At 69.2% G+C, this 22576-nt stretch carries 21 protein-coding genes; 12 read left to right on the top strand and 9 right to left on the bottom strand.

Features of this window, described 5'->3' with window-relative positions:
* Positions 1-53: 53 nt before the first annotated feature.
* Positions 54-1823 carry a transcription termination factor Rho gene (rho, locus tag ACTJJK_RS09500; RefSeq protein WP_031373277.1) on the bottom strand — a complete coding sequence of 590 codons (1770 nt, stop codon included), beginning with the start codon at positions 1821-1823 and terminating at the stop codon, positions 54-56.
* 271 nt (positions 1824-2094) lie between these two features.
* Positions 2095-2427, bottom strand: coding sequence for a thioredoxin (trxA, locus tag ACTJJK_RS09495; RefSeq protein WP_031373276.1), 333 nt, complete (start codon positions 2425-2427; stop codon positions 2095-2097).
* Between the two features lie 256 nt (positions 2428-2683).
* Between trxA and rhlB the strand changes: the two genes are divergently transcribed.
* Positions 2684-4474: an ATP-dependent RNA helicase RhlB gene (gene rhlB, locus ACTJJK_RS09490; protein ID WP_440730054.1), complete on the top strand. Its 1791-nt coding sequence runs from the start codon at positions 2684-2686 to the stop codon at positions 4472-4474.
* A gap of 95 nt (positions 4475-4569) precedes the next feature.
* Here rhlB and ACTJJK_RS09485 read toward each other — a convergent pair whose 3' ends face one another.
* Complete coding sequence (locus tag ACTJJK_RS09485; RefSeq protein WP_031373274.1) at positions 4570-5004, bottom strand: hypothetical protein; 435 nt, start codon at positions 5002-5004, stop codon at positions 4570-4572.
* Between the two features lie 288 nt (positions 5005-5292).
* On the opposite strand from ACTJJK_RS09485, the gene ftsE reads away from it, so the two are divergent.
* From ftsE to ung, 4 genes are all read left to right on the top strand, one after another.
* Positions 5293-5979, top strand: coding sequence for a cell division ATP-binding protein FtsE (gene ftsE, locus ACTJJK_RS09480; RefSeq protein WP_223621340.1), 687 nt, complete (start codon positions 5293-5295; stop codon positions 5977-5979).
* Entirely contained in the window at positions 5976-6989 is a 1014-nt protein-coding gene (gene ftsX / locus ACTJJK_RS09475; protein WP_223621339.1) for a permease-like cell division protein FtsX, read from the top strand. The genes ftsE and ftsX overlap by 4 nt, the downstream gene beginning before the upstream one ends.
* 154 nt (positions 6990-7143) lie before the next feature.
* On the top strand, positions 7144-7995 hold the full coding sequence (locus ACTJJK_RS09470; RefSeq protein WP_031373271.1) for a response regulator: 852 nt from the start codon (positions 7144-7146) through the stop codon (positions 7993-7995).
* A complete protein-coding gene (gene ung, locus ACTJJK_RS09465) occupies positions 7992-8696 on the top strand; it encodes a uracil-DNA glycosylase (RefSeq protein ID WP_031373270.1) in 705 nt (234 codons plus the stop codon). The genes ACTJJK_RS09470 and ung overlap by 4 nt, the downstream gene beginning before the upstream one ends.
* 343 nt (positions 8697-9039) lie before the next feature.
* Here the strand turns inward: ung and ACTJJK_RS09460 are convergent, their stop codons facing one another.
* Entirely contained in the window at positions 9040-9903 is an 864-nt protein-coding gene (locus ACTJJK_RS09460) for a LysR family transcriptional regulator (protein WP_440730053.1), read from the bottom strand.
* A gap of 131 nt (positions 9904-10034) precedes the next feature.
* Between ACTJJK_RS09460 and ACTJJK_RS09455 the strand changes: the two genes are divergently transcribed.
* The gene (locus tag ACTJJK_RS09455) at positions 10035-10442 is read left to right on the top strand and encodes a tautomerase family protein (RefSeq protein WP_031373268.1); all 408 of its coding nucleotides are present in this window, start codon (positions 10035-10037) and stop codon (positions 10440-10442) included.
* Between the two features lie 36 nt (positions 10443-10478).
* Here the strand turns inward: ACTJJK_RS09455 and gcvA are convergent, their stop codons facing one another.
* Positions 10479-11381, bottom strand: coding sequence for a transcriptional regulator GcvA (gene gcvA / locus ACTJJK_RS09450; RefSeq protein ID WP_031373267.1), 903 nt, complete (start codon positions 11379-11381; stop codon positions 10479-10481).
* Positions 11382-11519: 138 nt separating this feature from the next.
* Between gcvA and ACTJJK_RS09445 the strand changes: the two genes are divergently transcribed.
* The 4 genes from ACTJJK_RS09445 (at position 11520) to ACTJJK_RS09430 (ending at position 14527) form a co-directional block, all read left to right on the top strand.
* On the top strand, positions 11520-12212 hold the full coding sequence (locus ACTJJK_RS09445; RefSeq protein WP_031373266.1) for an FMN-dependent NADH-azoreductase: 693 nt from the start codon (positions 11520-11522) through the stop codon (positions 12210-12212).
* Between the two features lie 139 nt (positions 12213-12351).
* Positions 12352-13128, top strand: coding sequence for a HipA family kinase (locus ACTJJK_RS09440; RefSeq protein WP_031373265.1), 777 nt, complete (start codon positions 12352-12354; stop codon positions 13126-13128).
* Complete coding sequence (locus ACTJJK_RS09435; protein ID WP_440730052.1) at positions 13106-13507, top strand: DUF3037 domain-containing protein; 402 nt, start codon at positions 13106-13108, stop codon at positions 13505-13507. The genes ACTJJK_RS09440 and ACTJJK_RS09435 overlap by 23 nt, the downstream gene beginning before the upstream one ends.
* A 108-nt stretch (positions 13508-13615) precedes the next feature.
* Complete coding sequence (locus ACTJJK_RS09430; protein WP_081931153.1) at positions 13616-14527, top strand: EcsC family protein; 912 nt, start codon at positions 13616-13618, stop codon at positions 14525-14527.
* A gap of 278 nt (positions 14528-14805) precedes the next feature.
* Here ACTJJK_RS09430 and ACTJJK_RS09425 read toward each other — a convergent pair whose 3' ends face one another.
* Positions 14806-16125: a sensor histidine kinase gene (locus tag ACTJJK_RS09425; RefSeq protein ID WP_081931150.1), complete on the bottom strand. Its 1320-nt coding sequence runs from the start codon at positions 16123-16125 to the stop codon at positions 14806-14808.
* Positions 16109-16816 carry a response regulator transcription factor gene (locus ACTJJK_RS09420; protein WP_031373261.1) on the bottom strand — a complete coding sequence of 236 codons (708 nt, stop codon included), beginning with the start codon at positions 16814-16816 and terminating at the stop codon, positions 16109-16111. The genes ACTJJK_RS09425 and ACTJJK_RS09420 overlap by 17 nt, the downstream gene beginning before the upstream one ends.
* Before the next feature lie 391 nt (positions 16817-17207).
* Between ACTJJK_RS09420 and ACTJJK_RS09415 the strand changes: the two genes are divergently transcribed.
* The gene (locus tag ACTJJK_RS09415; RefSeq protein ID WP_031373260.1) at positions 17208-17987 is read left to right on the top strand and encodes a phosphatase PAP2 family protein; all 780 of its coding nucleotides are present in this window, start codon (positions 17208-17210) and stop codon (positions 17985-17987) included.
* The gene (locus ACTJJK_RS09410; protein WP_031373259.1) at positions 17984-19657 is read left to right on the top strand and encodes a phosphoethanolamine transferase; all 1674 of its coding nucleotides are present in this window, start codon (positions 17984-17986) and stop codon (positions 19655-19657) included. Before ACTJJK_RS09415 ends, ACTJJK_RS09410 begins: the two co-directional genes overlap by 4 nt.
* A 24-nt stretch (positions 19658-19681) precedes the next feature.
* Here the strand turns inward: ACTJJK_RS09410 and ACTJJK_RS09405 are convergent, their stop codons facing one another.
* Both ACTJJK_RS09405 and ACTJJK_RS09400 read right to left on the bottom strand, forming a co-directional pair.
* Positions 19682-20950: a patatin-like phospholipase family protein gene (locus ACTJJK_RS09405; protein ID WP_440730051.1), complete on the bottom strand. Its 1269-nt coding sequence runs from the start codon at positions 20948-20950 to the stop codon at positions 19682-19684.
* A 269-nt stretch (positions 20951-21219) separates the two neighbouring features.
* Entirely contained in the window at positions 21220-22572 is a 1353-nt protein-coding gene (locus ACTJJK_RS09400) for a glycosyltransferase (protein WP_051885250.1), read from the bottom strand.
* Positions 22573-22576: the final 4 nt, after the last annotated feature.

The following is a 22576-nucleotide window of genomic DNA, read 5'->3' as shown; positions in this document are numbered from 1 at the left end:
CCAACGAAAACGCCCCGCATCGCGGGGCGTTTTCTTTACCGCGCCGGTGAAACTCAGCGCTTCATCGAACTGAAGAACTCGTCGTTCGACTTGGTCGTCTTCATCTTGTCGAGCAGGAATTCCATCGCGCCGATTTCGTCCATGCCGTGCAGCAGCTTGCGCAGGATCCAGATCTTCTGCAGCAGTTCCGGTTCGATCAGCAAATCCTCGCGGCGGGTGCCGGAGCGGTTGATGTCGATGGCCGGGTACACGCGCTTTTCGGCGATGCGGCGGTTCAAGTGGACTTCCGAGTTGCCGGTGCCCTTGAACTCTTCGTAGATCACCTCGTCCATCTTGCTGCCGGTGTCGATCAGCGCGGTGGCGATGATCGTCAGCGAGCCGCCTTCTTCGACATTACGCGCGGCGCCGAAGAAGCGCTTCGGACGGTGCAGGGCGTTGGCGTCGACGCCGCCCGACAGCACCTTGCCCGAACTCGGCACGACGTTGTTGTAGGCGCGGGCCAGGCGGGTGATCGAGTCGAGCAGGATCACCACGTCCTTCTTGTGTTCGACCAGGCGCTTGGCGCGCTCGATCACCATCTCGGCGACCTGGACGTGACGCGCGGCCGGTTCGTCGAAGGTCGAGGAGACTACTTCGCCGCGCACGGTGCGCTGCATTTCGGTCACTTCTTCCGGACGCTCGTCGACCAGCAGCACGATCAGGTGCACGTCGGGATGGTTGTGGGTGATCGCGGTGGCGACCTGCTGCATCATCATCGTCTTGCCGGCCTTGGGCGGCGAGACGATCAAAGCGCGTTGGCCTTTGCCCTGCGGCGCCATCAGGTCGAGGATGCGGCCGGTGATGTCTTCGGTCGAGCCGTCGCCGCGCTCGAGCTTGAACTTGCGGCGCGGGAACAGCGGGGTCAGGTTCTCGAACAGGACCTTGTTCTTCGACGCTTCCAACGGCTCGCCGTTGATGCTGTCGACCACCGACAGGGCGAAGTAACGCTCGCCGTCCTTCGGGAAGCGGATGCGGCCCGACAGATGGTCGCCGGTGCGCAGGTTGAAGCGGCGGATCTGGCTCGGCGAGATGTAGGTGTCGTCCGGGCCGGCGAGGTAGGAAGCCTCGGCCGCGCGCAGGAAGCCGAAGCCGTCGGGCAGGATTTCCAGTACGCCGTCGGCGGCGACGCCTTCGCCGTGGCGGGTCAGCACCTTGAGCAGGGCGAAGATGACGTCCTGCTTGCGGGCGCGGGCGACGCCTTCCTGGATGCTGAGCTGGTCGGCCAGATCCAGCAGCTTCGGCGCCGGCATGCGCTTGAGGTCGCCCAGCGAGTACTGCGGGAAGCCCTCGGGCACCTGCGGGTGCGGGCGCGGGACGAAGTTCTCGCCGTTGCCGTTGTCGAAGGAGCCGTCTTCGTCGCGCTGCTGCGGGCGGTTGTTACGGTCGCGGTCGCGGCGGTTGCGGAAACGGTCGCGACGGTTGCCGCCGCGGTTGTCGAAACCGCCGTCGCGCTGCTGGCCCTGCTGCGACTGCGGGTTGCCGCGGTCGTTGCCTTGGCCTTGCGGCGCGGCGCTCTCGGCGCCGGAGGCGGCCGGGGCGGACTCGCTGGCGCTGGCGGCCGGAGCAGGTGCGGGGGCGGGAGTGCGGGGTGCGGCGGCCACGGGAGCCGGTGCGGCGGGAGGCGGCGCGACGGACGGCGCGGCAGGCGCGGCAGGTCGAGCGGCAGGAATCAGGGGGCTGGCATCGCTGGCAGCGGCCGGAGCGGACTCGGCGGCTTTGCTGACGCGCGGCTTACGCACGCGCTTTTCGGCGGTATCGCCAGCGTCGGGGGTCTTATCGGACAAGCGGAGGTTCCTCGCTAAGCGGCGAGCGCTCGCATCGGGCGAGCGGGACGTCAGGGACGTGGGTTGATAGATGGGTATCAGACGGGGTGCGGCGGGTGGGACGCGAGGTCCGACGCCGGGTGTTGCGAAACTAGCACTGCTGCTGCGTGGCGGCAAGCTTCCCGAGCCGGGCCGTTCACGTTACCGGGCAAGGCCCGGAGCGCTTGCGCCCGCGCGGGGCGGGCGTAAGCGAGGCGGCTTCACATGGCGGGCCGCTTCAGAGCAGGCCGCCTCAGATGGCCTTGTCGATCATCTGGGTCAACAGCGACTTGATGTTCGGCGGCGCGCCGAGCTGGCTCGAATGGACCTGGCCGTCCTTGAACATCAACAGCATGGGGATGCTGCGCACGTTGTAGCGAACGCCCAATGCCGGGAATTCCTGCACGTCGACCTTGACCACCTTGGCCTTGCCTTCGTACTGGTCGGCCAGCTGTTCGACGATCGGGCCGATGGCCTTGCACGGGCCGCACCAGGGCGCCCAGAAATCGACGAGGACGGGTTCGGACGACTGCAGCACGGTGGCGTCGAAGTCGGAATCGCCAGCATGCAGAACTTTTTCGCTCACGGGGGTCTCCTGCGGGGGTACTCGCCCGTACGGAACGGGCTATTCTTGAACGGAACCCCGGGCGGGCCATGCCGGGCGGGGGCTTACGCTAAACTGGGGCGTTACGCGGCACCTTCAAGGGCTGCGCCACGGTCTCATCGAGCCTGCCTTCAGAGTTCAACTCGGGCGCCGGCTCGGCCCCGGCAGTCTGCTTCGCCGACGCCACCCACGCAAGCGACCACCTACTGCGCCCAGTGCGCGCGGATCTCTGAGAAGCATGAGCGACAAGCCTTTAACCGATATCACCTTTTCTTCGTTCGACCTGCACCCGAGCCTGTTGGCCGGCCTCGAGGCCGCCGGGTTTTCGCGCTGCACGCCGATCCAGGCGCTGACCCTGCCGTTGGCGCTGACCGGGCGCGATGTCGCCGGCCAGGCCCAGACCGGCACCGGCAAGACCCTCGCCTTCCTGGTCGCGGTGATCAACCGCCTGCTGACCCGCCCGGCCCTGGCCGAGCGCAAGCCCGAAGACCCGCGCGCGCTGATCCTGGCGCCGACCCGCGAGCTGGCGATTCAGATCCATAAGGACGCGGTCAAGTTCGGCTCCGACCTGGGCCTGAAGTTCGCCCTGGTCTACGGCGGCGTCGATTACGACAAGCAGCGCGAACTGCTGCAGAAGGGCGCCGACGTCATCATCGCCACGCCCGGCCGCCTGATCGACTACGTCAAGCAGCACAAGGTCGTCTCGCTGCACGCCTGCGAGATCTGCGTGCTCGACGAAGCCGACCGCATGTTCGACCTGGGCTTCATCAAGGACATCCGCTTCCTGCTGCGGCGCATGCCGATCCGCACCGAGCGCCAGACCCTGCTGTTCTCGGCGACCTTGAGCCATCGCGTGCTCGAGCTGGCCTACGAGCACATGAACGAGCCCGAGAAGGTCGTCGTCGAGACCGAGTTCATCACCGCCGCCAAGGTCCGCCAGAAGGTCTACTTCCCGGCCGACGAGGAAAAGGTGCCGCTGTTGCTGGGCCTGTTGTCGCGCAGCGAAGGCGCGCGGACGATGGTGTTCGTCAACACCAAGGCCTGGGTCGAGCGCGTCGCGCGTTCGCTCGAACGCGGCGGTTACCGCGTCGGCGTGCTGTCGGGCGACGTGCCGCAGAAGAAGCGCGAGTCGCTGCTCAACAAGTTCCAGAAGGGCCAGCTCGAAATCCTGGTCGCCACCGACGTCGCCGCACGCGGCCTGCACATCGACGGCGTCAGCCACGTCTACAACTACGACCTGCCGTTCGATGCCGAGGACTACGTCCACCGCATCGGCCGCACCGCGCGCCTGGGCGCCGAGGGCGACGCGATCAGCTTCGCCTGCGAACGCTATGCGATGAGCCTGCCGGACATCGAGGCCTACATCGAACAGAAGCTGCCGACCGCGCCGGTCGACGCCGAACTGTTGATCGCCCTGCCGCGCACGCCGCGCGAGATTCCGGCGTCGGAGGAAGGCGAAGAGAACGAGAGCATCGGTTCGATCTTCAAGGAAGCGCGCGAACAACGCGCCGCCGACGAACAGCGCCGTGGCGGCGGTCCCGGCGGCCGCAGCGGCAGCCGCAGCGGTTCCGGCCCGAGCCGCGGTCCGCGCAGCGAAGGCCGTCGCGATGGCGCACCGCGTCGCGAACGCGCGCCGGTCGAGGCCGGTGCGGCCAAGCCTGCCGAAGCCGGTGTCGCCGCGGCAGTCGAAGCTGCGCCGCGTCCGCCGCGCAAGCCCAAGCCGGAAGGCGAGGCGACCGCGACCACCGGCGTGCCGGCGATCGAGGGCGAGCGCGCACCGCGCAAGCGCCGTCGCCGTCGCGGCGGCCGTCGCATCGAAGGCGCCGAGACCGACAACGGCGCGCCGACCGCGAGCCAGGGCGAGAGCGCGGCCGCCAAGCCGGCGCCGTCGAAGCCTGCGCACAAGCCTGTGCACAAGCCCGCGGCGGCTGCCGCGGCGCCGGCCGGCGAGGCCAAGCCTTCGCTGCTGGGCCGCATCGGCCGCAAGCTCAAGTCGCTGGTCGCGCGTCCGCCGCGTTCGCAGCACTGATCAGCGCATAGCGATCCGTCGACGGCAGGCCCGCGCCTGCCGTCGAGCCCGCACGCGAACCTCGTCGCTTCGACGAGGTTCGCGGCGGTCTTTCGTCACAGGGTCCTGCTGACGAACACCGACCAGGTATTGGCCGAGGTCTCGACGAGTTGGAACACGTCGAGATCGCCGTCGATGTCGATGTCGAGCAACTGCAGCTGATTGCTGTAGTTCGGCGAGGCCGGCCAGCCGATGCCGAAGGCGCCGCCGGCATACGGCCAGGTGGTGTATACGCCGCTGCTGCCGGGCTCGAAGTGGCCGCGGCGGCCGCTGCCGCCGGCGCTGCACCAGATCGTCAAACGCCAGTTCGGCGGCGCGCTGCCGAACGAGGGAAACACGATGAAACGGGCGTTGCCGTAGCCGGTCGAGCCGGCCGGGCAGGCCAGGGTGGCGACGTTGAGCGGCGGGTCGTATTGCTCGGCGCGGGCGCTCTGCGCGTACAGGCCGAGGGCGAGCAGGGCGAGTGCCAGGTGGGCCTTGGTCGTTTGCATGGTGGTGCTCCTTGATGAATTCGACGACGGTCCGCGCCGGCCATCGGGGCCGGCGGCGGTGCTTCCTGTGTCGGACGATCAAGGTGCTGCAAGGCATTGCGCGGGTGGCTCGGACGGCTGTGCCGAGATCGGGCCCGCTGCGGTCGTGCTGCGCCGGCCGGCCTGCGAGGCCGGTCGGTGCCGTCGATTCGTCGTCGAAGCCGCGCGACGACCGCAGCGCGAACATAGGCCAAACGCCGGAGCCGAAACGTGATGTCTCCGGCGATTCGCTCTGCGATACTTCCGGCCATGACCGTATTGCGCTTCGACAACGTCAGCAAACGCTACAGCAGCGGGCACGAGGCCCTCAGCGAAGTCAGCTTCGAGGTGGCTCCCGGCGAGATGCTGTTCGTCACCGGCCACTCCGGCGCCGGCAAAAGCACCCTGCTCAAGCTCATCCATCTGAGCGAACGCCCGAGCCGCGGCGCGGTGTTGTTCGGCGAGCGCAACCTGCTCAAGGTCGGCGGCCGTCGCATCGCCCTGCATCGGCGCGAGATCGGCGTGGTGTTCCAGGATCACCGCCTGCTCGCCGACCGCAGCGTCGCCGACAACGTCGCCCTGCCGCTGTTGCTGCGCGGCCTGCGCCGCCCCGACATCGGCCGGCGCGTGCGCATGACCCTGGAGAAGGTCGGCCTGGGTGCGCGCGCTTCGGCTCTGCCGGGCGAGCTGTCGGCCGGCGAGCAGCAACGCGTGGGCATTGCCCGGGCGATCATCGGCGAGCCTCGGTTGTTGGTGGCCGACGAACCCACCGGCAACCTCGACCCGACCCTGTCGGCGGAAATCATGACCCTGTTCCAGTCGCTGCCCGAGCGCGGCACCAGCGTGCTCGTCGCCAGCCACGACCTGGCCCTGGTCAAGCGCATGAAGAAGCGCGTGCTGGTGCTCAACCAGGGCCGCCTGGTCGACGACATCGCGCCCGAGGACTTGGCCGAATGAGTTCCTTTCCGACCCCAGAGTCTTCCCATGGCGGGGCGCCTTCCCGCATCGAGGCCCCGGCGTCGCACGACGACGACCTCGCAGTCGAGTCGGCGGTGCAGTCGCGCTTGGGGGTGTGGTTCGATCATCACCTCTACAGCCTGGTCGCCAGCGTCGGCCGATTGCTGAGCAAGCCCTGGGCGGCGTTGCTGACGATCGGGGTGATGGCGGTCGCCCTGGCCCTGCCGCTCGGCCTGTGGGCGGCGCTGAGCAACATCGAACGCTTCGCCGGCGAAGTGCAGCAGTCGCGCCAGATCAGCCTGTTCCTCAAGCCCGAGATCAAGCTCGAACGCGCCCGCGCCCTCGCCGAAGAGCTGCGCGCGCGGCCGGAGATCGGCGCCATCGAGCTGCGCACGCCCGAGCAGGGCCTGGCCGATCTGCGCGAGAAGAGCGGCCTCGGCGACAGCCTGAGCGCGATCGAAGGCAATCCGTTGCCCAGCCTGTTGCTGGTGACGCCGAAAGGCGACGAACTGGCCCTGGCCGAATCGCTCGGCACCCTGGCCGAGACCGACGTGGTCCAGCACGACGCCGGTTGGCGCCAGCGCCTCGACGGCTGGCTGCGGTTCGGCATCCGCCTGGCGTGGTTGCTCGCGGCGATGCTGGGCCTGGGCGCCCTGCTGGTGGTCGGCAACACCGTGCGCCTGGACATCCAGTCGCGGCGCGAAGAAATCGGGGTGCTGCAATTGCTCGGCGCCACCGACGGTTTCATCCGCCGGCCCTTCCTGTACCTCGGTGCCTGCTACGGCCTGGCCGCCGGCGCAGTCGCGCTGGCCCTGCTGACCGCGGCCGACCGCACCCTGCGCGAACCGCTGACGGCCCTGGCCACGAGTTACGGCAGTCATTTCGAGCTGCAGGGCTTCGACCTGCCGCAGGCCTTGGCGATCCTGGCCGGTGCGGCCGCGCTGGGCTGGCTCGGCGCCGGTTTCGTGACCGGCCACTACCTGCGCCAGAACCGCTCCGGCCAAGGCTGAGCGGTCCGCGCCTTGTCGCGCGGTTGTCAGGATGTTGCTTGAGACTCGGATTCGGCGGCCGCTTCCGCCTAGAATCGGGTTCCCCCGCCTGTGCGCTTGGCGTCGATGCCCTCGGGCGTCGGCCCTGCGTCGCCGACACGGTACCGTTCCTGATATGCAAAGCCAGAATCTACGTCACTTCGAAAACACCGCACCGCGGGTGATGGTGGTCGACGGCTCCAAGCTGGTGCGCAAGCTCATCGCCGACGTGCTGATGCGCGAGCTGCCGAACACCCGCATCGTCCAATGCGGCAGCATCATCGAGGCGCGCGTCGCCCTCGACCACGGCGAGGTCGATCTGGTCACCACCGCCCTGGTCCTGCCCGACGGCGACGGCATCGCCCTGGCGCGCGCCGTGCGCGAAGCCGCGGCCCAGGCCTATGTGCCGGTGATCGTGGTCTCCGGCGATGCCCAGGCGCATCTGGAAGCGCGCCGCTTCACCGAAGACGTCACCGATTATTTCGACAAGGCGCTCGGCCCGAACGCCCTGGCCGAGTTCATCCGCGGCTATGTGCAGCCGCAGCCGATTCCCGGCGCGCGCGTGCTCTACGTCGAAGACAGCCGCGTGGTCGCGGTGGCGACCAAGCGCATGCTCGAGCGCCACGCCCTGCAGGTGCTGCACTTCATCGGCGTGGAGGAAGCGCTCGAACATCTCGAGGCGCACCGCGCCAGCGGCGCGGCCGGCGGCGATGCCGGCGCCGACCTGGTGCTGACCGACGTGTATCTGAAGGGCGAGCTCGGCGGCAAGGATCTGCTCGCCCGGCTGCGTAACGACTTCGCTTACGGCAAGCGCCGTCTGCCGGTGTTGGTGATGACCGGCGACGCCAACCGCGACAACCAGAGCGAGCTGCTGCGCGCCGGCGCCAACGACCTGGTGCTCAAGCCGATCGAGGAGCGCCTGCTGGTGACCAAGACCCTGTTCCAGTTGCGCCTGTCGCGGCTCGAGCCGACGGCGTTGCCGGCATGAACGACGTCGATCGCGAGCCCAAGCTCGAAGCCTCCTGGAAAGCCCGCGTCGGCGACTGGTTCGCGCGCGAGGACATGCAGTCGCTGTCGCGCTTCCTGCGCGAGCGCAAGGCGGCCGGCGCGCGGATCTTCCCGCCCGGCGCGCAGATTTTCTCGGCCTTCGACGCTACGCCGTTCGAGCAGGTCAAGGTCGTCATCCTCGGCCAGGACCCGTACCACGGTTATGGCCAGGCGCACGGGCTGTGTTTCTCGGTCCAGCCCGGCGTGCCGGTGCCGCCGTCGCTCGACAACATCTTCAAGGAAATCCAGCGCGACCTCGGCATCGCCCGGCCCGATCACGGCTGCCTGCTGCCGTGGGCGCAACGCGGTGTGTTGCTGCTCAACGCCGTGCTGACGGTCGAGGAAGGCCGCGCCGGCGCGCATCAGGGCAAGGGCTGGGAAGGCTTCACCGACCACGTCGTCGACACCCTCAATCGCGAACGCGAGGGCCTGGTGTTCCTGCTTTGGGGCAGCTATGCCCAGGCCAAGGGCAAGGTCATCGACGCCGGCCGCCATCGCGTGTTGAAGGCGCCGCACCCCTCGCCCTTGTCCGCGCATCGCGGTTTCATGGGCTGCGGGCATTTCTCGACCGCCAACGAGTACCTGTCGCGCCACGGCAAGGGCCCGATCGATTGGACCTTGCCGGCGCGCGATGCGCTTTGAGCGCGTAAGCGTGGCCGAAGGCTCCAAGGGGTAGGAGCGGCGCCAGCCGCGACCGCGCTATGCGACGTGCGGCGTAACAACGAGGTCTGCATGCATTGCCGCCCTGCTTTCCGTGACGGTTTCGGCGCGATCGGATGCACCGCGGTCGCGACTCACCTCGCTTCTACACCCGCTGCTTTTGTAGGAGCGGCGTAAGCCGCGACCGCCATATCCGGCGCGCGGCGTAATCACGATATCTGGATGCATGCGTGCCGCGATTCGCGCTGCTATCGGCGCGATCGGATGCGCCGCGGTCGCGGCTTGCGTCGTTCCTGCCCTGAAAGCGCGTGCCGCTTTTCTTCGCTCAGGCGAAATACGTCTGCAGGGCCTCGCCGGCTTCGCGCAGGGCCGGGTTCGCATCGGCCGGCGGCGGCAACAGTCGGAATACGCAGGACGGCAAGGCCGGCAGCCGGCTCGAACGCGCGACCATCAGGTCCTCGCCGATCGCCGAGGCATTGAGGCAACCCACGCCCAGGCCCGCACGCAAGGCTGCCTGCACGCCGGCCACGCCGCTGCCGAGATGGGCGATGCGATGGCCGACGCGCTGTCGTTGCAGCACACGTAAAGCGGTCTGGTGCAGGCTGCAGCTCTGCGGCAGCAGCACCAGCGGCAAGCTCGCTTCATTGCGCAGATCCAGTCCGGCCGCCGCTGCCCAGGCCAGCGGTTCGCGCCGCAACTCGCCCTGCGTCGCGCGACGGCGCGGTCGCGCGATCGATTCGACCTCCATCGTCAGCGCCAGGTCGAACGCGCCCTCGGCATGGCCCTGCGCGAGCGCCGCGCTCTGGCCCATCGTCACCTGCATCTGCAACTGCGGGCAGTGGCGGGCGAGGTGGCGCAACAGGTCGGCGATCTCGTCGGGGCGGAAGTAATCGCTGATCGCCAGCCGCACTTCGGTGCGGCGCAGCTCGCGGCGCACATCGTGCAAGGCCAATTCGCCCAGGGCGAGCATCTGCCGCGCGTGGCCGATCAGGCGTTCGCCGGCCGGGGTCGGGACGACGCCGTGGCGCGAACGCAGCAGCAAGGCGGTATCGGCCGCGCGTTCGAGTTTCTGGATCTGTTCGCTGACCGCCGACTGCGAACGGAACACGCGTTCGGCGCCGCCGGAAATGCTGCCGGCCTCGGCGACCGCGACGAAGGCCTTCAGCTGTTCCAGGTCGAGGGTGCTCATGGCGATCCTTTAGCCATCGGTGAATCCGATGGATAGGGCCGGATCTTCCCGCTATTCCGATGGCGGGCGCAAGCCTAAGCTGAGCCCATCGAATCACGCCGAACCGTCTCGGCCCTCACAGGAACGCCGCCATGCCGCACATCAACCTGCAACTCTCCGGAACCCCCGATGCCGAGCTCAGCCGCCGCGCCGCGGCGGTGGTCGCCGATCTGACCGTCGAGATTCTCGGTAAGCCCCGCGAGTTGGTCGCGGTCGCGATCCACTACGTGGACCGCCCGCATTGGTTCATCGACGGTCGTTCGCTGGCGCAGTGGGGGCGCAACGCCTTTCATCTCGATATCAGCATCACCGACGAGACCAACACCAAGGCCGAGAAGGCGCGCTATCTGCAGCGGATGCATGCGGAGCTGTCGGCACTGATCGGCGAGGTGCACGAGACCTCCTACATCCACGTCATCGATGCGCGCGCCGCGGCCTACGGCTATGGCGGGCTGACCCAGGAGCAGCGTTATCAGGCGGCGCGGATCGCTGCGGCCTGAGGCGATCGGGCGCGTTCCGATGTGCCGTCCGCGGTCTCAGCCCGCGGGCGCGCTTTCGACCTTCGCCTCGCTGCGCAGCCAATCGCGCAGCGCCAGCACTTCCTCGCTCGGCGGCGTATCCGGCCGTAGCAGCCAATGCGGATAGCCGTCGAGCGCCGGGCCGAAGGGCTGCACCAGCGTGCCGGCGGCGAGATCGTCGGCGACCAGCGCCAGACTCAGCAGGGCCACGCCGTGGCCGGCGATCGCCGCCTGGATCGCATGGCTTTCGTCGGTGAAACGCAGGCCGGCCTCGACATCGAGCCCGGCCAGGCCGGCGCGCGCGCACCAGGCTTGCCAAGTCGGCGTGTCCTCGGTCGGATGCCGCCATTCCGAATGCAGCAGCGACTGCGCGCGCAGGTCTTCGGGACGGCGCAGGCCCAGGCGCGGGCTGCATAGCGGAGCGAAGCGGTTCTCGATCAGGCGTTCGGCGACCAGTCCCGGATAGGGGCCGCGGCCGTAGCGGATCGCCGCATCGGCGATGCCGCCATGCAGGTCGACCGGGTCGTCGGAGGCGTGCAGACGCAGATCGAGATCGGGGTAGGCGGCACGGAACGAGGCCACTCGCGGCACCAGCCATTTGGCGGTGAACGACAGCGGCGCGGACAAGGTCAGGGCGCGCCGCTGGCGCCGCGCCGCGATCGCCGCGATCGCCTCGGCGAAGGCGTCGAAGCCGTCGCGCAGCACCGGATACAGCGCGGCCGCTTCGGCGGTCAGCGCCACCTTGCGGGTCTGGCGCTCGAACAAACGCACGCCGATCTGCGCTTCCAGCGCACGGATCTGGTGGCTGATCGCGGTGGGGGTGACCGACAGCTCCTCGGCGGCGCGCTTGAAACTGTGCAGGCGCGCTGCCGCCTCGAAGGCGCGCAGGGAACCGAGCGGGGGCAGGCGGCGTCCGGACATGGATGAGAAAAATTCTCTTATCGGCTGAGTAATCGGAGTTTGTCGGGTTCGTAAGGCGGGATCAACATGGCGGCAGCCAGCGCCACTCCGGCCTGAACATGATCAGGGCTCATCCATCGGCCCGCCACGAGAACCGCCATGACCCGACTCCTGCATATCGATTCCAGCGCCCGCCCGCACGCCTCCGACGCCGCGGCCCACGGCTCGCACAGCCGCCGCCTCAGCGCCCGCTTCGTGCGCCGCTGGCGCGAGCGCCATCCTGACGACGCCATCGTTCAGCGCGATGTCGGCGTCGCCCCGCCGACCCCGGTCAGCGGCCGCTGGATCCATGCCGCCTTCACCCCGCTCGCGCAGCGCGAGGACTGGATGCACGAGGTGCTGGCCGAAAGCGATGCCTTGATCGACGAGCTGATCGCCGCCGACCTGATCGTGATCGGCGTGCCGATGTACAACTTCGGCGTGCCGGCCCCGCTCAAGGCCTGGATCGACAACGTCGTCCGGGTCGGCCGCACCTTCGGCTTCGACCGTTCGCGCGAAGGCGAGCCGTACTGGCCGATGCTGGCCGATGCCGGCAAGCGTCTGGTCCTGCTCAGCTCGCGCGGCGACTACGGTTACGGCAAGGGCGAACGCCTGGAGTCGATCAACCACGTCGAACCCTCGGTGCTGACGCCGATGGGTTACATGGGCATCACCGACGCGCACGGCGTGGCCATCGAGTACGACGAGTTCGGCGGTGAGGACCTGCGCTGCTCGATCGAAAGCGCCGAAGCCGAGGTCGATGCGCTGGTCGAGCGTCTGTCGCGCCAGGGCGAAACGCGCAAGGCGGCTTGAGACGGCGGAGGCGGCCTTCGGTGGCGAATCCGAACCGCGGATTTTGCTTTTGGCCTCGCTCGACCTAAGGTGGGCGGCCTGATCGCGCATCGCCGCGATCGCCCGTCACCGCCGAGCCGACCGCAATGGAACGTCCGTGTTGAGGACCGTCTGCGCCACCCGTTACGTCACGCCGCTGCGCGAAGGCGGCTCGCTGCCGGCCGTCGTCGAAGCCGACGACGACGGCCTGTACGTGATGAAATTCCGCGGCGCCGGCCAGGGCCGCAAGGCCCTGATCGCCGAGATCGTCGCCGGCGAGCTCGCGCGCCGGCTGGAACTGCCGGTGCCGGAAATCGTCCTGATCGAGCTCGACGCCGACATGGCCCGCACCGAGCCCGATCCGGAGATCCAGCACCTGATCCGCGCCAGCGCCGGTCTCAACCTCGCGCTCGACTACCTGCCCGGTTCGGTCAACTACGATCCGCTGGTCGACCGTCCGAGCGACGAGCTGGCCTCGCGCATCGCCTGGTTCGACGCCTTCGTCACCAATGTCGACCGCACCGCGCGCAACACCAACATGTTGCTGTGGCATCGCCGCCTGACCCTGATCGATCACGGCGCCGCCCTGTACTTCCATCACGACTGGGCCAACGCCGGCAACGCCGCGGGCAGCCGCTTCGCGCCGGTCAAGGACCATGTGCTGCTGCCGTTCGCCAGCGACATCGCCGAAGTCGACGCGGCGATGGCCGCGGCGGTCACGCCCGCGCTGGTGCGGTCCATCGTCGAGCTGGTGCCCGACAGTTGGCTGACCGACGAACCCGGCTTCGCCGATGCAGCCGCGCACCGACAGGCCTATGCCGATTATCTGAACCGCCGCGTGCAAGCGCCGCGCGCATTCGTGGAGGAGGCGATCCATGCCCGCTCGCTCTCCGTATGACTATGCGGTGATCCGCGTGGTGCCGCGGGTCGAACGCGAAGAGTTCGTCAACGTCGGCGTGCTGGTCTCGTGTCCGGGTTCCAGTCTGCTGGTTGCCGGGATCGAACTCGATGCGGCGCGGCTGCGTGCGCTCGACCCCGGTGTCGACATCGAGGCGGTGCGATTGCACCTGCAGGCGATCGAATGCATCTGCCGCGGCGGCCGCGATGCCGGCCCGATCGGCCAGTTGCCGGCGCGGGCGCGTTTCCACTGGCTCACCGCCAAGCGCAGCTCGATCATCCAGATGTCGCCGGTGCACACCGGCCGCTGCCTCGAACCCGAGCGGATCGTCGAGCACCTGCTCGAACGCATGGTGCGGCCGATCCCGGCGCGGGACTGACGCCGCGCCGGCGCGGGCTTGTTGCGCGGCGCCGGCGCCCCTATGTTCGCCTTACCGCGATCGTCCGATCACGGCAGCGAGCGACAAGCCGAGACGGAGCGAGAGCGAATGGAGCAGGGCCAGGACATCTTCGACGACACCGCCGACGCGGCCGATCTCAAGCGCGCGGTGGCGCTGCTGGAAACCCCGTCGATCACCGCGCGCATGACCGCCTTCGTCGGCGCGCCGATCGAGTTCGGCATGTCCAAGCTGCCCGGCTTCGTCAGCCGCAGGATCCAGAACATCGTGCATGGGGCCCTGCACAAGGCGGCCGCGGCGGCGCTGTGGACGGTCAAGGATCAGCCGAGCAAGGCCTCCTCGACCAAGAGCCACAAGCTCGTCGCCGGCGCGGTCGGTGCGGTCGGCGGTTTCTTCGGCGCGGCCGGGCTGGCCGCGGAGCTTCCGGTGTCGACCGTGGTGATGATGCGCGCGGTCGCCGACATCGCCCGCAGCGAGGGGTTCTCGCTGTCCGATCCCGAGGTGCAGGCCGCGTGCGTGGAAGTGTTCGCCTTCGGCGGCGGCAGCGACGAGGACGATGCGTCCGCATCCGGTTACTACGCCGTGCGTACCGCCCTGGCCGAAGTCGGCCGGCTGGAACTGGCCGGGCTGGCCGGCCGGCGCGGTGCCCAGCATGCCACCCATGCCTACGCCAAGAAGCAGGCCACGGCGTGGATGAGCAAGCTGGTCGATGTGGTCGCCACGCGCTTCGGCGTGGTCGTCGGCGAGAAGACCGCGGCGCAGCTGGTGCCGGTGATCGGCGCGGCCACCGCGGCGACGATGAACATGCTGTTCACCAATCACTATCAGGACATGGCGCGCGGCCATTTCATCGTCAAGCGCCTGGAACGCAAGTACGGCCACGCCGAAGTCGCGCGCGCCTACGAACGCCAGCGCACCGCGCCGGCGTCGCTGTCGGCACCGGTAGCGGTAGCGGCGCGGGCTTTGCCGGCGCCGCCGGCGGACGATGCTGCGGGCGATTAACTGGACGAGTGAGACCGGCGGCACTGACCGGCTGGCGGCATCACTTCCCGCAGCCAAGGGCAGGAGCGGCGCGAGCCGCGACCGTGCACTTCCACGTGTCGATGGCGAGTGGTCGAGCAGTCGGATTTTCGTGCGGGAACACCTGAGGTCTCTGCGAGCCGGCCAGGGCGCATAGCGCCCTGGCGTTCGTGGATGCGCGAGCCAGTGGCTCGCGAGCAGCATCCATTCACTCCGCCTTCGCGGGGATGACGGTTGGAGGTATTCGTAGCGGCTGCCGTTCAATCCGGCCGCAAGCGTAGCGTGGTGCGCGTGCCGCGTTCGGCGGCATCGAAACGCAGGCTCCAGCCCAGGTGCTCGCACAGGCGCGAGATCAGGTCCAGGCCGATGCCGCCGCCTTCGCGGCCGCCGCGCGCGACGCGCGCGTAGATCGCGCTGATCTCCTCCGGCGTCATGCCGTGGCCCGGGTCTTCGATGATCACGGTCGCATCCGCGGACAGGCGGATCGCGATCTCGCCGCGGTCGCTGTTCTCGATGGCGTTGCGCAGCAGGTTACCGATCGCCGCCTGCACGATCGGCAGCGGCGCGACGATCTCGCAATGCGGCATCGGCGCCAGCGCCAGGCTCAGGTCTTTGTCGCGGGTCAGGTGACGGTGGTCTTCGACGATCTCCGGCAGCAACTGATCCAGGGCGACGCGGTCGGCGCTCGCGGCCAGGCGCTGCGGGTCCTTGGCGAGCACCAGCAACAGCGAAATTAGCTGCTCGACGTCGCGGGCGGTGCGACGGATCCGTTCCAACTGCAGTTGCGCGCCCGGCGGCAGTTCGCGTTGTTCGAGCGCGAGTTCGGTCGAACCGGCGATCACCGCGATCGGCGTGCGCAGTTCGTGGCTGGCGCTGTCGATGAAGGCGCGCTCGCGTTCGACGAAGCGGTCGTTGCGTTCGAGGTAGTCGTTGACCGCATCGGCGATCACCACCAGTTCCGAACTCGCCGCTTCAGGCACCTCGATGCGCTGGCCGGCGCGATCGGGCTGCAGGCCGCCGATGCGCTGGGCCATGTGGCTGAGCGGGCGCACCAGGCGGTGCACGCCCCAGGCGATCATCACCGCCAGCAGCAGCAAGGTCGTCAGTGCCGCGCCGGCGATGGTCAGCGCCATGTCGAATTCGCTGTGCTCCATGTCGGTGATGTCGAGCGACAGGGTCAGGCGTCCGCCGTCGACGTCGCGCACCATCACCACGCGCTCGCCGCCGTCGACCAGGATGTCGTCGTGCACGCCGGGGCCGAGCGCCTGCAGGTCGGCCGGGATCGGGCGGTCGCCGCGGCTGTCGTAGAGGCTCAGCGATTCGGTGTCGATCCAGCGATAGTCGGGTTCGATCCGGCGGCGCTCGATGAAGTGATCGAGCTCGGAATCCATCAGCGAAGTCCACACCAGATGTTCGGCGTGCTCGTTGACGACGAACCCCTGCACCACCACCGCGATCGACAGCAACGCGGTATAGCCGAGCACGCCGAGCAGGATGCGGCGCTGCAGGCTCGAACGGAATCCGCCGCGAGCGCCTGCGGTCCCGGCGGCGGGCCCGTTGAATTCAGTCGGCGTGGGCATCGTTGTCGCGCTCGGCGGCCGGCACGGCGATGCGATAACCGACGCGCGGCAGGGTCTGGATCAGCTTGACCGGATAAGGGCCGTCGACGGCGCGGCGCAGTTCGTAGATATGCGAGCGCAGCATGTCGCCGTCGGGCGGGCTGTCGCCCCACAAGGCATGTTCGAGGCGTTCGCGGGTGACCGCGGCCGGGCTCGACTGCATCAACACTTCGAGCAATTTGCGGCAGGCCGGATACAGGTGCAGCGCGCGCCCGCCGCGGCTGACTTCCAGGGTGGTCAGGTCGAGTTTGAGATCGGCCAGTTGCAGCACCCGGCTGCGGCCGCGTCCGGCTGCGCGCGCGGCCAACGCTTCCAGGCGCACTTCGAGTTCGGGCAGGGCGAAGGGCTTGGTCAGGTAGTCGTCGGCGCCGGCGCGGAAGCCGGCGATCTTGTCGGGCAGTTCGTCGCGCGCGGTCAGCATGAGCACCGGCACGTCGGAACCGGCTTCCTCGCGCAGGCAGCGCAGCACCTCGCGCCCGTCCAGGCGCGGCAACATCCAGTCCAGCACGATCGCATCGTAATGTTGGGTCACCGCCAGGTGCAGGCCGGTCGGGCCGTCGGGCGCGGCATCCAGGGTGTAGCCGCGCGCCTCGAAATAATCGAAGAGGTTGGCGACCAGGCTGCGATTGTCTTCCACCACCAACAGGCGCATGCGCCGAATCTCCCGCCGCCGTTCGCGGCTCGTTGCGATAGTGCCCGATTCGCACCGGCGCGGCCCGTGGCCGCCGCCGGCCGTGATCGGCCCGACCTGGCCCGGGCGCCGGGCCCAAACCACCGCCAAACCACCGGACCAAACCACTGGACCAAACCGCCAGGGTCGCCCAGGTCGCGTCGGAGCGATGTCGGAGCGCCTCGCAAAGCACGCCGCCGCCCACGCCGGCAGCTGAACGCCGGCGGTTGCGGCCTGCGCCATCGGCTGCGCTTTAACGAAGCGCGAACCTGGCTCCGACCGCTCTCCGACAGCGGCGCTTCGATGATCGCCGCCGGTCCGGCCGATCCCATCGCGGGACCGCCTTCGCCGCCCTGCGAGCCCGCCGCCGTCGATGAACCCCTCCGCCTATTTCCTCGCCCGTTCCGCGCTCTCGCCGCGGTATTACCCGTCGCATCGCCGTTTCCTGCGGACGCATCTCGCCGCGCCGCTGCTGCTCTGGTTCGCCGTGACGGCCTGGGCGACGACGGGCGGCGACTTCTGGCTGGCCGACCGTTTGTATGCCTGGCAAGGCGGGCGTTGGGCGTTGCAGAACGCCTATCTGACCGAGCATCTGGTCCATCGTTTCGGCCGCGACGCCAGCACCGCGGCCTGGTTCGGCGTGCTCGCATCGTGGCTCGTCGCGCGCCTGAGCCCGGGCTTGAGCGAATGGCGGCGGCCGCTGGCGTATCTGTTGCTGTCGACCGTGCTGGCGATCGCGCTGGTGTCGGCGCTGAAGTCGCTCACCGACATGGATTGCCCCTGGGACTTGAGCCGCTACGGCGGCGCCAACGAGTTCTTCGGCCTGTTGTCCCAGCGCCCGTCGGGGCTGGCGCGCGGACGCTGTTTTCCGGCCGGCCATGCCAGCGCGGGTTATGCCTGGGTCGCCTTGTACTTCTTCTTCCTGGCCGTGCAGCCGCGGCTGCGTTGGCTCGGGCTGTCGGTCGGCCTCGGCCTCGGTTTGCTGTTCGGTTTTGCGCAACAGCTGCGCGGCGCGCACTTTCTTTCGCACGATCTGTGGACCCTCGGCATCGCCTGGTCGGCGGCGCTGACGCTGTACCTGGCGATGGCGCCGCTCAAGCGCGCGGCGCCCGCGGCGGTCGCCTTGCCGTTGGCGCCGGGGGCCGGCCGATGAACGCGATCGTCCGTTCGCGGCTGCGTTGGCCGGCCTGGTTCGCTTACCGGCCCGAGGCCAGCGTCGAGAGCATCGCCCTGGCCGCGAGTCTGTTCTTCGCGGTGTTCGCCAACGGCGCGTTCTGGCACGCGGCTTCGGCCGCCGGGGCGCTGAGCGCCGGCGACGGCGCCTGGATCGCCGCCTGCATGTTCGTGGCGATCGTCGCGATCACTCTGCTTCTGCTCGGGATGCTGTTGAACCGTTGGACGGTGAAGCCGCTGCTGACTCTCCTGTTGTTGATCACCGCCGCCGCCGCGCATTTCATGAGCCAGTACGGCGTGTACCTCGACACCGGCATGGTGCGCAACGTGCTGCAGTCCGACGGCAAAGAATCCGGCGAACTGCTCAGTGCCGGTCTGATCCTGCCGATGCTGCTGTACGGCGTGCTGCCGTCGCTGCTGCTGTGGCGGGTGAAGCTGAAACCGCGGCCGCTCGGGCGCGCCGTGCTGGTGCGCCTGGGCACGCTGTCGGCCGCGCTCGCGGTCGGCGTGCTGGCGCTGATGCTGTCGTTCCAGGACGTATCGGCGCTGATGCGCAATCACAAGGAGATCCGCCACCTGGTGACGCCGGCGAATTATCTGGTCTCGCTGGCGCGGGTCGCGCTGGACGACTCGGCTTCGCGGGTGCGCGGACGCGCGCCGATCGGCACCGACGCACGCGTCGGTGCCCGCGCGCCCGGGGCCAAGCCGCGCCTGCTGGTGCTGGTGGTCGGTGAGACCGTGCGCGCGCAGAACTGGGGCCTCAACGGTTACCAGCGCCAGACCACGCCGGAGCTGGCGCGGATCCAGCCGATCAATTTCCCCGACATGACTGCCTGCGGCAGCAGCACCGAGGTGTCGGTGCCGTGCATGTTCTCGCCGTACGGCCGCGAGAATTACGACAAGCGTCGCATCGAGGGCTCGGAGTCGTTGCTCAACGTGCTCGAATACGCCGGCATCCAGACCCTGTGGCGCGACAACCAGACCGGCTGCAAGAACGTCTGCAAGGGCCTGGCGTTCGAGTCGTTCGAGCACGACCGCGATCCGGCCTTCTGCGATGCCGAGCGCTGCTTCGACGAGGTCATGTTGCGCGGCCTGCGCGAACGCCTCGACGTGCGCGGCGGCGATGCGGTGGTGGTGCTGCATCAGCTCGGCAATCACGGGCCGAGTTATTTCCGTCGCTATCCCGAGCGCCTGCGCCGCTACACCCCGACCTGCGACACCAACGAGCTCGGGCGCTGCAGCCGCGAGCAGATCGTCAACGCCTACGACAACGCGGTGTTGGCCACCGACGAATTCCTCGCCCGCACGATCCGTTACCTGGCCGGCGACGCCGGTCGCGACACCGCGCTGATCTATCTGTCCGACCACGGCGAGTCGCTCGGCGAGAACGGCCTGTACCTGCACGGCGTGCCGTACGCCATCGCGCCAAAGACCCAGACCCGGGTGCCGATGGTGATGTGGATGTCGCCGGGCTTCAGCACCGCGCGCGGCCTCGACCTGCGGTGCCTGCGCAACGAAGCACGGCGGCCGGCCAGCCAGGACAACCTGTTCCATTCGGTGCTCGGCCTGATGCAGGTCGAGACTTCCGTGTATCGCAAACGCCTGGACCTGTTCGCGCCGTGCGAGCGTGGAGCCACGGCCTCTGCTTGAGGGGGCGCGCCGAACGCGATCGGCTCAGCTCGCGCCCCACCAGCGCCGGTGCAGCACGCGCCGGTGGCTGTGGCGCAACAGACGCCGGACTTCGCTCTCGTCGGCGCGCTGCGGATACGGCCAGTTCGCGCTCTGGGTGCTGTCGGGATGCCAGCCGTTCTGCCGCCACATCGCGTCGACGGCAGCGAAGTAGCCGTGATTGACCAAAACCTCGAACTCGGGGTCGAGGAAGCGATCCAGATCGGTGCGGAACCGGCCGATCACCTCGCGCACCAGCGCCGGGCTGTAGCCGTCGGCGCCTTCGTCGCGCGAGCCGTTCAAGCTCCAGTACACGCCGGTCAGCGAACCGCTCTCGGCCTGGCCGAAGAACAGCCGCTTGCGCAGGGCCTCGGCCTGGTTGCCGACGACCTGGGTGTAGCGCAGCAGCCGCTGCAGCCACCAGCGCCGGGTCTCGAACGCGAATGGGCCGCCGGCGTCGGACACCAGCACCTCGCGGTAACGGCGCAGCGCCGGCTCGGTGGCGAGGTTGTCGTAGACACCGCCGTCGCTGAGCTCGATGCGTGCGCGCAGTTCGTCGCCGTCGTCGCCCTGGTAATGACCGTGCTGGTAGTCGCCGGCTTCGGTGTCGAAGCGGACCGGGCCGAACACCGGCGGAAACGATGAGGACGCGGCGACCGCGCAGGCCAGGCCGACGCGCCGTGCGCCGTCGCGCAGATAGCCGGCGAGGTAGTCGCCGACGCGGCGCCGCGAGAACTCCCAGTTCACTCCGAAAGTCAGATCGGTCGCGCAGAACACGAAGGCCGGCGACTCGGGCAATTCGTCGAGCGTGCGTTCGCCGAAGACCCCGGCATAGCGGCGCTTGAGCAGGGCGATGCGGTGCGAGGGCCAGAGCCAGTTGTAGGCGACGGTGGCGAGCACCGGTGCGGTGCGGATGTCGCGGGCGACGACGGCGCGGAACGGCTCGACCACCACCGCGCGGAAATCGATGCGGTCGCTCCAGGCAGCGAAGGCTTCGCCGTCGAGGCGGGTGTCGAGATAACGGCAGGCGAGCCAGGCCGAGACGATGCTGCCGCCCGAGACCGAGCTGAACATGGTCACCCCGGCCAACAATCCGCTCTCGTGCAAACGCAACAAGGCGCCGAGGTGGAACAACGCGGCGCGATAACCGCCGCCGGACAGGCAGACGGCGCGGCCCTCGCGTTCGACCGCGACGCGGGTGTCGGCGGCGAGCGCAGCGCGGCGCGCTTCGCGGCGGATGCGCAGGCGCTCGAGTTCGACATCGGTGCTTTTCATGGAGGACGCCTCGGCGGTTTGAGGCGCGACGAGAACATCGCGCGATCAGCCGCTCATTCTCGCCGAAGCGCGTCTTGCAGGCTGCAATGGGTGGTTGGCGTCGTGGGGAGCCCGTCGCAAGCCGGGCCCGCCTCTCCAAACGTCTCGCCTTGTGGCTTCAGGCGCTAGCGAGGGCGACGGCGCCTTCCTTCTCCCGTTTGCGGGAGAAGGTGGCCCGCAGGGCCGGATGAGGGCGGCGGGCCGCGAGGCCGACGCCGATGGGCCGCGCCTCAGGCCTCCAAGGCTTCCACCGCGCGCAGCCGCGCCGGTGTTTCCTTCGCCGATGCGGCCTGCGCGGCCGGGCCCGACGCGGCCGGCAACAGCCCCCACTCGGCCAACGCGCGCACCGCGGTCGCGCCGCCTTCCTCGGCGCGGATGCGTTGGCCGAGTTGCGCGGCGGCCTGCACCATCGGCGCCTGCAGCCCGGCGCCGATCGCCTGCGCCATCTGCGTCGCGGTCACGCTCACGCGGTCCAGGGCCGGCGGCGCCGCGCCCAGTTCGTGCATGCGCCGCGCCCAGAACGGTTGATCGCCGAAGAACGGCACGAACACCGAAGGGATGCCGGCGCGCGCCGCCGCCGCGGTGGTGCCGGCGCCGCCGTGATGCATGGCCAGGGCCATGCGCGGGAACAGCCAGTCGTGCGGCGCGTTGTCGATCACGTAGGTGCGCTCGTCGCGGCGCCCGGGTTCGCCGCGCAGGCCGCCCCAGCCGGTCGCGAGCACCGCGCGGCGACCGCTCATGCGCGCGGCCTCGAGCACGGTCGCGGTGAAGGCCTCGGCGTTGTTCGCCAGCATGCTGCCGAAGCCGATGTAGATCGGTTTCTCGCCCTCGTCGAGAAAATCCTGCAGGGCCTGCGGCGGCTGCCACTGCTCGGCCTGGTCGAGGAACCAGCCGCCGGTGACGCGTGCCTCCTCGGGCCAGTCGCTGGGTCGCGGCAGGATGTGCCGGCTGTAGCCATACAGCACGCGTTTGCGCAAGCGATCGCGCTCGAAATAAGGGCCGTACCAGGGATAGCGCGGCAGGCCGAGTTGCGGGCGGATCACGTCGTTGACCGCGGGCTTGAGGGTGTACCAGGCCAACAACTTCATGAGTTGGTACAGGCCCAGGTTGACCGCGCCCGGGAACCGCGCCTTCGACCAGAACGCCAGCGGCGAGAGTTCGCGCGAGGGCGTGAACGGTTGCAACTGCGCCTGCACGAAGGCGATACCCTCGGCCTCGCCGAGCGCTTTCGCCAATTGGGTGGCGATGCCGTTGCCGATCAGCAGCGCCGCGCCCTCGCAGGCCGGCCGCGTCTCGCGCACCCAGGTCGCGGCCATCGAGGCGAATTTCTCGCGCGTGTGCTTGACCAGGAACAAGGGGTTGAGCGCCTTGTCGACGGTTTCCGGATTGTTGGTCAGCAGATCGCTGAAGTCGGCGCTGAGGGCGAAGAACTCCAGCCCCGCTTCGCGCACCATGCCGGCGAAGTTGTCGCTGGTGACGATGCGGACCCGGTGGCCGGCCTGGCGCAGGGCCACGCCGAGGGCGACGCAGGGACGCGCGTCGCCTTGGGTGCCGACGGTGAAGATGACGATGGCATCGGACACGGGC

The sequence above is a fragment of the Lysobacter sp. 22409 genome (assembly GCF_052045105.1).
GTDB lineage: Bacteria > Pseudomonadota > Gammaproteobacteria > Xanthomonadales > Xanthomonadaceae > Lysobacter > Lysobacter antibioticus_B.
Note: the sequence above shows the minus strand (reverse complement) of the source record. Positions and strands in the feature narration are given on the sequence as shown.

Bases quoted from the DNA above. Each gene is read 5' to 3' on its own strand.
- rhlB (WP_440730054.1), top strand. From the start codon at position 2,684: ATGAGCGACAAGCCTTTAACCGATATCACCTTTTCTTCGTTCGACCTG.
- ACTJJK_RS09485 (WP_031373274.1), bottom strand. From the start codon at position 5,004: ATGCAAACGACCAAGGCCCACCTGGCACTCGCCCTGCTCGCCCTCGGC.
- ftsE (WP_223621340.1), top strand. From the start codon at position 5,293: ATGACCGTATTGCGCTTCGACAACGTCAGCAAACGCTACAGCAGCGGG.
- ftsX (WP_223621339.1), top strand. From the start codon at position 5,976: ATGAGTTCCTTTCCGACCCCAGAGTCTTCCCATGGCGGGGCGCCTTCC.
- ACTJJK_RS09470 (WP_031373271.1), top strand. From the start codon at position 7,144: ATGCAAAGCCAGAATCTACGTCACTTCGAAAACACCGCACCGCGGGTG.
- ung (WP_031373270.1), top strand. From the start codon at position 7,992: ATGAACGACGTCGATCGCGAGCCCAAGCTCGAAGCCTCCTGGAAAGCC.
- ACTJJK_RS09460 (WP_440730053.1), bottom strand. From the start codon at position 9,903: ATGAGCACCCTCGACCTGGAACAGCTGAAGGCCTTCGTCGCGGTCGCC.
- ACTJJK_RS09455 (WP_031373268.1), top strand. From the start codon at position 10,035: ATGCCGCACATCAACCTGCAACTCTCCGGAACCCCCGATGCCGAGCTC.
- gcvA (WP_031373267.1), bottom strand. From the start codon at position 11,381: ATGTCCGGACGCCGCCTGCCCCCGCTCGGTTCCCTGCGCGCCTTCGAG.
- ACTJJK_RS09445 (WP_031373266.1), top strand. From the start codon at position 11,520: ATGACCCGACTCCTGCATATCGATTCCAGCGCCCGCCCGCACGCCTCC.
- ACTJJK_RS09435 (WP_440730052.1), top strand. From the start codon at position 13,106: ATGCCCGCTCGCTCTCCGTATGACTATGCGGTGATCCGCGTGGTGCCG.
- ACTJJK_RS09430 (WP_081931153.1), top strand. From the start codon at position 13,616: ATGGAGCAGGGCCAGGACATCTTCGACGACACCGCCGACGCGGCCGAT.
- ACTJJK_RS09425 (WP_081931150.1), bottom strand. From the start codon at position 16,125: ATGCCCACGCCGACTGAATTCAACGGGCCCGCCGCCGGGACCGCAGGC.
- ACTJJK_RS09420 (WP_031373261.1), bottom strand. From the start codon at position 16,816: ATGCGCCTGTTGGTGGTGGAAGACAATCGCAGCCTGGTCGCCAACCTC.
- ACTJJK_RS09415 (WP_031373260.1), top strand. From the start codon at position 17,208: ATGAACCCCTCCGCCTATTTCCTCGCCCGTTCCGCGCTCTCGCCGCGG.
- ACTJJK_RS09410 (WP_031373259.1), top strand. From the start codon at position 17,984: ATGAACGCGATCGTCCGTTCGCGGCTGCGTTGGCCGGCCTGGTTCGCT.
- ACTJJK_RS09405 (WP_440730051.1), bottom strand. From the start codon at position 20,950: ATGAAAAGCACCGATGTCGAACTCGAGCGCCTGCGCATCCGCCGCGAA.